This window comes from Neobacillus sp. PS3-12 (assembly GCF_030915385.1).
GTDB lineage: Bacteria > Bacillota > Bacilli > Bacillales > Cytobacillaceae > JAEVLT01.
In genome coordinates this window covers 3,203,268-3,215,254 of the sequence record NZ_CP133268.1, presented here as the reverse complement: position 1 = coordinate 3,215,254, position 11,987 = coordinate 3,203,268, and the positions used below count along the sequence as shown (strand labels likewise).

Annotated in this window: 10 protein-coding genes and 1 pseudogene; all 11 read right to left on the bottom strand. The window is 35.4% G+C overall.

The genetic code is table 11. The annotated features are described in order from the left end of the window. Positions 1–32: 32 nt before the first annotated feature. The gene (locus RCG17_RS16365) at positions 33–284 is read right to left on the bottom strand and encodes a hypothetical protein (RefSeq protein WP_308171209.1); all 252 of its coding nucleotides are present in this window, start codon (positions 282–284) and stop codon (positions 33–35) included. Positions 285–529: 245 nt separating this feature from the next. Then, complete coding sequence (locus RCG17_RS16360; protein ID WP_308175865.1) at positions 530–1,078, bottom strand: GH32 C-terminal domain-containing protein; 549 nt, start codon at positions 1,076–1,078, stop codon at positions 530–532. Next, positions 1,073–1,920, bottom strand: a pseudogene (locus RCG17_RS16355) (glycoside hydrolase family 32 protein); the annotation flags it as partial. The gene RCG17_RS16360 and the pseudogene RCG17_RS16355, both read right to left, overlap by 6 nt. An 83-nt stretch (positions 1,921–2,003) precedes the next feature. Then, positions 2,004–2,990 carry a PfkB family carbohydrate kinase gene (locus RCG17_RS16350; RefSeq protein WP_308171208.1) on the bottom strand — a complete coding sequence of 329 codons (987 nt, stop codon included), beginning with the start codon at positions 2,988–2,990 and terminating at the stop codon, positions 2,004–2,006. Between the two features lie 101 nt (positions 2,991–3,091). Further along, a complete protein-coding gene (locus RCG17_RS16345) occupies positions 3,092–4,720 on the bottom strand; it encodes an ABC transporter substrate-binding protein (RefSeq protein ID WP_308171207.1) in 1,629 nt (542 codons plus the stop codon). Between the two features lie 42 nt (positions 4,721–4,762). Beyond that, positions 4,763–5,647, bottom strand: coding sequence for a carbohydrate ABC transporter permease (locus RCG17_RS16340; RefSeq protein ID WP_308171206.1), 885 nt, complete (start codon positions 5,645–5,647; stop codon positions 4,763–4,765). Between the two features lie 23 nt (positions 5,648–5,670). Further along, a complete protein-coding gene (locus tag RCG17_RS16335) occupies positions 5,671–6,552 on the bottom strand; it encodes an ABC transporter permease (RefSeq protein ID WP_308175864.1) in 882 nt (293 codons plus the stop codon). 303 nt (positions 6,553–6,855) lie between these two features. Continuing rightward, positions 6,856–8,187 carry an ABC transporter substrate-binding protein gene (locus RCG17_RS16330; RefSeq protein ID WP_308171205.1) on the bottom strand — a complete coding sequence of 444 codons (1,332 nt, stop codon included), beginning with the start codon at positions 8,185–8,187 and terminating at the stop codon, positions 6,856–6,858. 15 nt (positions 8,188–8,202) lie between these two features. Then, positions 8,203–9,807 (bottom strand): response regulator transcription factor, encoded by a 1,605-nt coding sequence (locus tag RCG17_RS16325; protein ID WP_308171204.1) that lies wholly within the window; start codon positions 9,805–9,807, stop codon positions 8,203–8,205. Continuing rightward, on the bottom strand, positions 9,782–10,519 hold the full coding sequence (locus RCG17_RS16320) for a sensor histidine kinase (protein WP_308171203.1): 738 nt from the start codon (positions 10,517–10,519) through the stop codon (positions 9,782–9,784). The genes RCG17_RS16325 and RCG17_RS16320 overlap by 26 nt, the downstream gene beginning before the upstream one ends. Before the next feature lie 2 nt (positions 10,520–10,521). Next, positions 10,522–11,532: a HAMP domain-containing protein gene (locus RCG17_RS16315; RefSeq protein WP_308171202.1), complete on the bottom strand. Its 1,011-nt coding sequence runs from the start codon at positions 11,530–11,532 to the stop codon at positions 10,522–10,524. Positions 11,533–11,987 lie beyond the last annotated feature (455 nt).

The following is an 11,987-nucleotide window of genomic DNA, read 5'->3' as shown; positions in this document are numbered from 1 at the left end:
AATTGATCAGAGTTCTAAAGCAAGATTCATGATTACTTGGGAACATCATTTTCTATATATGTCCCTCTTAAACTTTTACGAATGACGCTCCCTGAAATAGAATCATGAGCTTTAACACAAGTGACTTTGACAACTTCTGGCCAGCTTAATTTCAAGCGACGGCAAATGGTCGTGCTGTAAACTTGTCCCTTCTTCTTTAACGAATCATAATCTTTTTGAGTAGTTGAACCAATGCGAAGTAATTCTCTTGTTAAATCTTCAAGGATCTCTTTATTTGATTTCAAACAATTCACCTCAATTGTTGGATTTCAACTCAATGCGAGTTAGAAAAAATGACTTAGAAACATAAAACAATTAATCTCTCCATTAAGGAAAAGTCACAACAATATGACGATATTAACGTTAAAGATGAGTAAATAAAGCAGTCTTTCATTTCAAGACTGCTTTATTTCGGTTGGAATTAATTTGAACTTTCCAAAATTTTAAAGTAAATCAATATATCGAAAGGTTGAAAATTAAGATGTGAAAATTATATAGTTGATTCTAATTGGAAAATTAATAAGGAGACTAATTTCACATTTCCATTTTTTGTATATAACTCTAACCCTTTACTTGCAGGATCAGGGAAAATTTGATCCGTAATAACCATTTCTCCATCATTTCCAAATATCTCCACTGAAGACCAGTCTACATAAATTCTCAGTCTTACCCGTTTATTCTTAATTGACAATGGTGCACTGTGTGTACAAGGGAAATACTCATTAAAATCCGTCAAACCAGAGGTAGTTCGATTAACAAATAATGATTCCTCAGCGACATCATATTCAATAATCGTTTCCTCAGAATCTGATTTTCGAAGTTTAAATCCAAATTCTGTTGCTGAATCAAGTTCAAATTCAGCAATAATTTCTAACTGATCCCCGGATACATCCGACAATATGTTTTGATTGGGTTGAAGCACGAATTCATGCAAGGAGTATATTTCCTGTCTAATTTTTTCGAGTTCGGATACTGGAGTTTGTTTTAGTCTTACTCCTTCGGAACTTTCAGTTAAGGTTAACTCACGTGGCAATGTCATGGCGCTTCTCCAAGAATCGGTTGGCGTTTCATTCGCATATTTCCAATTGCTCATCCAGCCAAGAAAAAGACGTCTTCCGTCTTCACTTGGGATATCGGACCAGGTAACACCGGCATAATTATCTCTCCCGTGATCCAGCCAAAGGATTGTGTCGTCACAATGATCATTTGCAAATGTTAAGCCATCAAAATCACCAATGAAATACTGTGTCCTCGATCCTTCTACGTAGGCGGATTCATTCCCAATACTAACGATCATTACCCACTTGTTATGATTTGGATTTCCGTTAACCGATAATTTGAATAAGTCCGGACATTCCCAAACACCGGCATGGGACCCCACCTCTTTACCAAATTCACTTGCAAAAGCCCATGTTTTTAAATCTTGGGAAGTATAGAAACGGACATGATTTCCCGCCGCAAGAATCATAACCCATTTATTTGATTCTTCATGCCAAAATACTTTTGGATCTCGAAAATCAGTTATACTTTCATCTTCTAATACTGGATTTCCGTCATATTTAGTCCAAGTACGACCATTGTCGGTGCTATAGGCCAGACTTTGTCTCTGTCTAGAACGATCAGAGTCTGGAAAATTATCTGCATGAGTAAATACCGCAACAAGTCCGGATTCGCCATTAAAAAAACCTGTTGTATCATTCCAATCTACAACAGCACTCCCGGAAAAATTGCCCCATTCTCATCAGGAGCCAGCGCTATCGGAAGGTGGTCCCAATGAATCAAATCTTTACTAACCGCATGTCCCCAATGCATTGGTCCCCATGTCGTACCGAAAGGATGGTACTGGTAGAATAAATGGTACTCTCCATCATAATAGACCATTCCATTTGGATCATTCATCCAGTTGGATTCAGGTGAAAAGTGAAACTGCGGACGAAATTTTTCTTTAACTACTATTCTATTCATTAAGATTCAATCCCCTCTTTAACACAAATTGTCTTCTTATATAATGAAAGAATTTCTTCCAATGTAGGCATGGCAGGTATAGCACCTTTTTTTGTTGTGGCAAGGGCTCCTACTGCATTAGCAAATGAAACCATTTGTTCTACATCTTTTAAAGACAAATCAGTAATGACTTTATTTTTTTCAATAATTTGATATAAAACACCAGCCAAAAAAGCATCTCCCGCGCCGGTTGTATCGATTGACTCTATCTCATATCCGCTGCATTTACCGGTTTCATGACCTAACCGGTAAAAACAGCCCTTTGACCCTAACGTAACAAAAATTAGTTTTGTAGAAAAATGGCTAAAAATATATTCAGAGCCTTTAGTAAGGTCTTTTGTTCCTGTAATAAATTCAAGTTCTTCCTCCGATATTTTTAAAATATCTGCGTATTTCAATCCCATTTCAATCATGTTCTTTGCGTGGTTCAAATCACTCCAAAGATTCACTCTCAGGTTAGGATCGTAAGAAATAAGGAGACCATTTTCCTTTGCAAAAGATACTGCTTTTAATGTGGCAGATGCCGATGGCTCATGAGTCATCGAAATGGATCCGAAATGGAAAATACGAGAATTTCCAATCATCGCCAAGTCTAATTCGCTTTCATGCAACAACATATCTGCTCCGGGGTTGCGGTAAAAACTAAAAGAGCGATCCCCTTGATCGTTTAGGTGGACAAAAGCTAAAGTTGTATTTATGTCTTCAGTGAAAACGACGCCATCAGTGTTGACTTTATTTTTTTGTAAAACAGAATTTAAATAATGCCCAAACTGATCATTACCTACTTTACCGATAAAAGCTGTTCTTTTGCCTAACTTAGCTAATGCACAAAGCACATTTGCAGGGGCACCTCCTGGATTTTGTTCAAATCGGACTTCCCCAGTTTCGGATTTCCCTGCTGGTGTAAAATCGATTAAAACTTCGCCTAATGCTATACAATCAAACATTATGTTCATCACCTAACATTCTCAGATATTAAAAACAAGCCGAACAGAAATTTTATTCTGTTCGAACTTGTTTGTCCTTCAATAGATTTGCCACTAACAGCTTATTTTCCTGAATTATATTTATCATAAGCTTGTTGTTTAATAGTAAGAATCTTGGAAAGACCGTCTTTGTCCAAAGTTTTTAAATAGTCATTCCATTGTGATTCAATGCCGCCTTTTAAAATCCATTCCGCTTTCATTCTTTCTACATAAGGCTTCACTACTGTCTCAAGTTGTGTTAATTGATCTTGACTATCCTTGTCCAGGAATATCGGAGGATAATTATACGTTGATTTCATTGCTGGTACATAGATGTTATGCAAAATATCCAATCTCCACGCAGCATCATCCGGCTTCGTCGTTACTGTTCCATAGTATTCATTCAATACAGCCAAAGGACCGTCTACGCTTGTTTTCTGTCTTAATTCTACAGGTGCTGTGCCGTTAAGTGGTAAATGTTTTAAAGTACCTGCACTTGTAAGCTCGAAAATATTTTGTTGCGTTTTATCGCCATAAGTACCCCAGTTATTTTGTACGGATTGAATTGGTTCATAGACTTTATCAATCCACTTAGCTGTTAAATCCAGATTCTTGTTTGCACTTGTAATGACCATTCTGCCTCTGTCAAAACCATACCCATTTGATCTAGGTACATTGACAGTTCCGTCTGGACCTTTTAATGGCGGCAGTGGAACATAGTCTTCATTATTCCCTGAAATATTTGCTCTGTCCCAAGTAAAGTATAATCCGTAACGTTGGTTTTTCCCCTTTGCAACATAGGTATTCCAATCTTGGGTAAAGGCTTCTTTGTCGATTAAACCTTCTGTCTGCAGTTTGTGAAGCCATTCAATTCCCTTTTCATATCCAGGTTGGCTTGCAGAATAGACAACTTTTTGGTCTTCATTTACCATATAGTGGTCATCATTATCACCCATTCCAAATGCTCCCAATAACATGGCTGGATCTTCGCCGCCATGGTTGATCATGAAGGACATTGGAACAGTATTGGTACCTGCTGGAGCTTTTTCTTTAAAAGCAAGTAGTACTTTTTCTAACTCATCTGTAGTGGTTGGCATTTTCAACCCTAATTCATCCAGCCATTTCTTATTGATCCATGGAATGTCATCTAGAGCTTGAATGGCTTCTTTACCCGTTCCCAGCTCCTCAATCCACGGGAAGGAATAAATATGACCATCAGAAGCTGTAATTAATTTTTTATATTGTGGATGGGTATCAAGAATTTTCTTCAGATTTGGCATATCTTTGTTAATTAAACCCTCTACTGGAATAATCACGCCTTGCTTTGCATATCTCAGGATATCATTATCACTTAAACCAGCATGAAAGATAGCGTCTGGTAAGTCACCACTGGCCAGCTCCAAATTTCTTTTATCCGGAAATTGATCCGAAGTATAATTCGTCCAATCAATATGAATATTTGTATCCTTTTCAAACCTTTGCCAGATTAATTTTTTATTAGGATCTTTAGGTGCTAAAGGCGAACTTTGGGTAAGGAATTTTAAAGTAACTTGCTTTTTTAATGGTAATGTTATATTTTTAAGACCATAATTTGGTGACGAATTCTGCCCTTTTGCACCGTTACTTGAAGTTGAACTTGAACATCCTGCTATCATTAAGCAGGCAGCTAATGCAGTGGATGTTAAAAGACTGATTTTTTTCGTTCTTTTCATTGGAAAACCACCCTTTAAAATAGTTTATTTAACTCTATTGATTTAACCTTTAATAGAGCCTACCATTACTCCTTTTTCAAAGTACTTTTGGAAGAAAGGATAGATTAAAATTAATGGCAAACTTGAAATAACAATACAAGCATACTTGACCATTTCTGCTAACTGTTGCAGCTGTGCAGTATTTTGTGCATCTTCAAACATTCCAGGTCTTGGCTGCATTTGAACGAGAATAGATCGAAGTACAATCTGTAATGGCTGTAAATTATCACTTTTAAGATAGATCATGGCATCAAAATAGGAGTTCCATTGACCAACAAATTGATATAATACTAGAACGGCAATAATAGGTTTGCTTAAAGGAAGTAAAATTCGAAAGAAATATTGCATTTCTGATGTACCATCGATGACCGCTGCTTCCCTTAATTCATTTGGTATCCCCTGAAAATAAGCTCTTGCTAATATAATGTTCCAAACGTTTACAGCTCCAGGTAATAAAATCGCCCAAATGGTATCCAGCATATTCAAATTTTTCACTAATAGATATGTTGGTATTAACCCCCCGCCGAAGAACATGGTAATAATAAATATGGTCATAATAACTTTTCTTCCAACAAAATCCTTTCTTGATAAAGGATAAGCTGCAAGTACAGTTATAGAAACCGAAATGATTGAAAATGCAGTTGAATAAAACAATGAATTTCTAAATCCCGTTAAAATAGACCCATCTTTAAATACTCTCAAATAACCCTGGAAGGTCCATTTAGCTGGATTTAAGGTTAACCCGCTGTTCAATAAAGTATTTGGGTTTGTAAACGATGCCATTACAACATAGATTAATGGTCCTAAAACAGCTAGAACGATTAATGTCATGATGATCCCGTTTGTTGTTAAGATGATCTTATCTGTCTTCGTTTGTTGTTTAAACATGAAATTCACCCCGTTTCTTTTATTTATAAACCTTCTCCTTCGTTTAACCGTTTCACTATTTTGTTAACCGTTAATAGTAAGATGACATTAATAACAGAGTTAAATAATCCAATTGCTGTTGAATATCCATAGTCACCCATTTGCAACCCTATTTTAAAAACATAGGTTGGCAATATCTCCGAAGAAGGAATATTCATTGAAGTTTGCAATAGATATGCCTTTTCAAATCCAATGCTCATAATATTTCCGGCAGCCAATATAAACTGAATCACCATAATCGGTTTAATTGTAGGCAAATCGATATGAATAATCTGTTTAAAGATATTTGCTCCATCCATTTTTGCCGCGTCAATTAAATCTTGGCTTACGTTTGCAAGTGCTGCCAGATATACAACAGAAGCCCAGCCGGCGAATTGCCAAATATCACTTATAATGTAAATGGACCTAAAGAAACCAGGTTCGGTCATAAAATCGATCGACTTACCGCCGAATAAATTAATAATATGATTGATCGGTCCAACTGGAGATAACATGATAAAGACAATCCCTACAACAACTACAACGGATATAAAGTTAGGTGCATATAGTATTAGTTGAATGTTTTTCTTCAGGACAACACTTCTAATTCTATGGAGCATAAGTGCTAAAATAACGGGGACAGGAAAGCCAAAAAGCAATCCAAATGCACTTAATTTTAATGTATTGCCTAATAGATTCATAAAATCGGGAGTACTCATGAATTTCTCAAAATTCTTTACCCCAATCCAAGGGCTCCCCATTATACCTTGTAAAGGATTAAAATCTTTAAATGCTATTAAAGCACCATACATTGGTACGTATTTAAAAATAATGACAAGTACCAATGCAGGTAAAACAAATAGGTATAATTGATAATTTTCTTTCATATATCTTAATTTTTTTGAAGTCTTTGTACCCGCTTTTTCTTTTATTAACTTGCTTTCACTGCTTTCTAACTTTTGGTACACTTGCTCCACAACGGTTCCTCCTTTTCAAACTAATTAGGCCTTTTTCTTAGTTACTTACCCCCTATACTCATGTTCTCTTTCATATTTTTAATTTATCAAAATAACGAAAGACTAGATTTCAATATCTTTGGATTTAGACGTTGAATATTTTCGGTATTTGAAACCGATTTCAGTGGAATAAAAAAATCCCCTAGTTTTATTCACTAGAGGATTAACTATTTACTACTTTTCTATTTGTTTAATACCTATATTGATTTTTTCCATAGCTTCCAACGCAGAAAGGCTTACATCCTTCCCACCAATTCCAACTTCCTCAAATAATACCCTTATAGCATCACTCACAACTGGATAGGCAGGAGTAATTGGGCGGTGCATAGAATACTTTTGCACCTGCTGGAAAAATATATTTTTTGGATATTGGTTGAATTCAGATAAGTCCTTGGCTACTGAAGATCTTGCAGGGATATCACCTGTTTCTTTTACATACTTTTTAATTCCTTCATAACTAGAAACATATTTGATAAACTCCCAAGCTTCCTTTGGATATTGAGTCCCTGAAGAGATCCCGAGCGCCCATCCTCCATTTGGAACAATATGTTGCTTTTCTATTGGCAAGGGGGCAATACCAAAATCTACTCCAAGCTTAAAATTCGGATTACTTTTTTCCAAATCAGCTAATGTCCAAGAACCAAGCACTGTCATGGCAAGCTTTCCTTTTTCAAAAGCACCAGGTGGTAATTCGACCGAAGCAACCCCATATTTATGGTATAAATCTTGATAAAATTGGAGGGCCGATAATGCTTCTTTGGAGTTAAGATAACCACTCGCTGTTGTTCCATCAGGACTCAATACTTGAGAACCAAACTGCCATAAAAGTGGAATTTTAAAATAAGCAGGAGATTCCCCATCCCCAAATCCCTGTGCAGGATCAATCCCATAAACCCCCATTTTAGGATTATTTATCTTTTGGGCAATCTTCACTACCTCATCCCATGTCAAAGGTTTATTGGGATCTTCTGAAGGAAGAGGGAGGCCAGCCTCTTTGAATAAATGGATATTGTAAAAAAGGGCGATACTTGACTCAACAACAGGTGAAAGATAAATCTTCCCTTTAAAAGTTAATCCATCCAATGTAGCTTGAGGGATATCTCCAAGCTGTCCTTCCTTTCTCATGTATTGGTCAATGGATAAAAGTGAACCTGCATTTGCGTAAAGAGCCAAGTTAGGACTATCGATTGTCATAATATCAGGTGGGTTCCCGGAAGCGATTTGTGTTCGCAGCCGTAATTCATAATCGCTGTATGGGATTGATTGCATTTTAATTAATATATTGGGATGAGCGGCCTCAAAAGAAGTAACTAAATCTTTATATGCCTGATTTTCTGCCTGGTTTCCATTATTTCTCCAGAACGTCAGTTTCACCTGGTTTAACACTTTTCTTTTGTTTCCTTTGTTTATATTATGAGCCGAGAGTGAATTATAAAAAGAAGCCGTATATGTAAAAACACCTAACAGAAAAATAACAAGTATACTGATAGATAACCATTTTTTCATCTAGATTCCTCTCTTTTAAACATTTCGTTTTATCTCCAAAGACTGACGAAATTCAGCAGGTGTTTGTCCGAAGTGTTTTTTAAATACTGTACTAAAATATCCAGAGCTTGAAAAACCTACTAAGTTAGCTACATCAATGATTTTGAGCTGCTTATCTTTTAAGAAATATTGTGCTTTCTCCATACGTAAATTAACCAGATAATCGCTAAAATTCTGCCCCACGTGATTTTTAAAGGTTTCGGATAAATAGGTACTATTGATATGAAATATTTCAGATAATAAGGTAAGAGAAATTTCATTTGCGTAATGCTCGTCCAAATACTGCCTAACACTATCTATAATTAACTTTCCGTTTGAGTAACGAGCCAAACGAACATTTTCAATGATCAAATGGGCTAACTGAACTAGCTGCTCTATTACTTTTCGATGAGAATTAAGCTCCCAAATACTCTGCTGAGAATCCCACATCAATTTTTGAATATCCTTTGTTTTAATATTATATTTTCTTGACATTGAGTCTAATAAGAATAACACCCGATTAGCATCAAATGAAAAGGACATGATAGATTGGTTCTCTTTCCTGCTAAGCAACTGATATATATTATCTTTAAATGCTTCAAAATTTACGTTTTCAATTGTGTTTGTTATCCTTCTTTCCAAATCAGGTGAAATCCCAAACTCCTCTTCATTTGTTTCTCTCCAATCAATCACCTGTGAGCCTGAATGAATTTGACTTTGACTCCAAGAAAGTAAACTTGAAATATACCCGGTCTTAAATTCAGCAGAACTTTTTACGATATTCCCCAATCCTATAACCGTCTCTAAGCCTAAGAAGTTTTTTACGTTTTTTTGAATTTCATCAATTAGGATAGAGGTGCTATTTGGCTTTTCTAGATCAAGTTTATGGATAAAGTGAACCATATTGGCATAGCTTGGGTCGTAAAATGTATATGTTCCTGCATGCCCTTTCGCTATTTCCTTACACAGCATCTGAAAAGGGAGCCAAAGTTCTTTAATTCTATTCTGGTTTCCTGCTTCTCCTCTAATTTCCACTGTTACAAATTGTACTCTGGAATTTTCCTTAGCTAAATCTTCTAACTGAAGCTGGCGTAACCTTTCTGTTACCATATAAGACTCCAAAGATTCCTCTTTTACTATATGAAGCAAATATTGCTCCTGCACTTCTTGCAACTGAGTGTAAACAAGTTGATGCAACCGGGCTAATTCGCCTTGTTTCTTCCTTTCATTTTCAATGTCTTTACGAATGACTCTTAAAATTTCAATCAATTCATCAGGAGCTACCGGTTTTAACAGATAATCTTTAACCCCTTCCTTCATTGACCCTCTTACATATTCAAAATCCGAGTACCCCGATAAAACAATAACTCTTACTTTTGGAAACCTCTGGTGACAATGTTTTGCCAATTCAATCCCATCCATGATGGGCATTCTCATATCTGTTATAAGCACATCTATATCAAGAGTTTCGAGAAGTAGTAATGCTTCTTGTCCATTTGAAGCCTCACCAATAATTTGGAAGCCTTCCTCCTCCCAATCTACTTTTAAACGCAGTCCTTTACGAATTTGAATCTCATCATCCGTTATTAACACTCTCATCATTTACATCACCTCTCTCAAAATGGATATATAATGTAATCCTTGTTCCAATATCCTTTTCTGATTCGATATGATATGAAAATCTTTGGCCATAGTATAGTTTCAACCGTCCAATTACATTCTTCAGCCCGATACTGCTTCCTTTTGACTCTAAAACGCTTATGGCCTCATTATTTTTGTCTTGTTGTAATAGGTTAGCTATAGCTTCTTCAGAAATTCCAATTCCTTTATCTTCTACAACCATGGATAAATGATCCCCGACCATTTGAGTTTGAATATAGATATCAGCATAATTCTTTTCAATAAAACTATATTTCACTGCGTTTTCTACAAGTGGCTGTAGAATAAATTTGATAATAGGCAGAGATTTCGTTAAAGGGTCCTCTTCAATGGTAATTTTGAGAGAGTCTTCGTATCTTATTTTAAGGATTTCAGTATAACTTCGGATATAGTTTATTTCATCTCCTAATTTCACCACATCGCTTTGTGTATTCAAGGAATATCTCATCATCCGTCCTAAGTATATACTTACATTCATGACATCTTTATTTTTCCCTTGAAGAGCTAATCCTCCGATGATTTCTAAAGTATTGTTCAAAAAGTGCGGATTAATCTGCAATAACAAGGCTTTGTATTCTGCGTCTTTTCGACGTATATTTGCTTCATATTCATTCTCAATTAAGTTTTTTAATCGATCGATCGTTTGTCCGAACACTTTTATAACATATCCAACCTCATTGTTATGCGATTTAATGGTGGGTATAAACTGTTTAGCACCGAAAAATCCCCATGTTCCATAAACCCCATAGCCTTAGCAAGCTTTCCTAAAGGACTTACAATATTAGTAGAAAGCATGTATGAGGCAACAATTGTTAGTAAAAAAACGATAGCGCTCCACCATAATAGATTATGCTGCAATTGGATAGCCTTGGAGAACAATTCGGTTTTCTTCACTTCGCTGATTAAAATCCATTTTTCCGCAGTCAATTTTTGAAAAAATACCAGATAATCCTCTCCATGATCATTTACTTCCACTAGACCTTTTTGATTTTTTCCCTTTGCTATTTTGATCAAACTTTGACTTAATACGTTTTTAGAAATATGGGTTTTCCCTTTTAAAACATTTGTTCCTTGTTTATCTAACAAATACGGGTGTCCATTTTTTCCTATTTTAATTTTATTTAATGCTGTTTCTAATAAAGAGGAAGGAAAATTAACCTTAATAATTCCGTATCGAATAAGCGTATTTATATCAAACAGGGGTAGAATATAGCTATTTATATTCCCTCCCGTTGGTTGGTAAGGGTCAATATGCGATTTTACAAACGGTTGGTCTAATTCGGAAAAGTCCTTATACCACTCTGCTTTCTGAAGCGATGGAGTATTTCCCCAAATACCGGTACCATCATTAAGAATCACAGAAACAGACATAGCATTCGAATTGTTTATCATCATTGACGAGAGAAGCATCTTTAGTTGATTTTTCATTAACATCCTTTGCTCTATAGGGATATTCGAATACTCTTTTTCTAATCTAACCCAATCTTGGGTGGTCTGATTTACGAGCACCTGTTTCCCCAAGTCTTCTGCCTGTGTAGTAATTGAATTAATATACAAGGAATACTGATCCATTGCGCTTACTGTTAAGGCTTGAGTTTGCTCCTCTATAACAGATGTAAACCAGCTTGGGATAATAATGGATAAAAGAATGAAAGGAATAGTTAACAAACAAGTAAAAATCATAAATAAACGATTACGTAAGGAAAAAAACATTTAATCACCTCTACACAGAAAGAAAACCCTTACAATTTATTTTATTAATTCTAGAAAAATTAGCAGATTATATAATACCTTTTCAAGGCGTTTATCAAGTTTTCATCTTTCTTCTGCTAAGGTTGATAAAGAATAATTTTATAAGTTTCTTGATAGCCTCTTCCAAATCTATTATTTTTGTGAAAAAATACTCATAATTTAATGTAGCATATCCTTTGCAACTGACCAATAGGTAATCTAATGAAATTGGATATTATAAGGCTTTGGTTATAACTAAAACACTAACTCTATTATTTCAATAATGTTACTTTAAGTGGAAGTTTTCACAATCGTTATTTGAATTTAATAACAAAGCATAAAAAAGGCGATAATTAAATCCGCCTCTAGATTTCCAATAGTCCTTTGAAAAA

Bases quoted from the DNA above. Each gene is read 5' to 3' on its own strand.
- RCG17_RS16330 (WP_308171205.1), bottom strand. From the start codon at position 8,187: ATGAAAAAATGGTTATCTATCAGTATACTTGTTATTTTTCTGTTAGGT.
- RCG17_RS16325 (WP_308171204.1), bottom strand. From the start codon at position 9,807: ATGATGAGAGTGTTAATAACGGATGATGAGATTCAAATTCGTAAAGGA.
- RCG17_RS16360 (WP_308175865.1), bottom strand. From the start codon at position 1,078: ATGACATTGCCACGTGAGTTAACCTTAACTGAAAGTTCCGAAGGAGTA.
- RCG17_RS16340 (WP_308171206.1), bottom strand. From the start codon at position 5,647: ATGTTTAAACAACAAACGAAGACAGATAAGATCATCTTAACAACAAAC.
- RCG17_RS16350 (WP_308171208.1), bottom strand. From the start codon at position 2,990: ATGTTTGATTGTATAGCATTAGGCGAAGTTTTAATCGATTTTACACCA.
- RCG17_RS16345 (WP_308171207.1), bottom strand. From the start codon at position 4,720: ATGAAAAGAACGAAAAAAATCAGTCTTTTAACATCCACTGCATTAGCT.
- RCG17_RS16335 (WP_308175864.1), bottom strand. From the start codon at position 6,552: ATGAAAGAAAATTATCAATTATACCTATTTGTTTTACCTGCATTGGTA.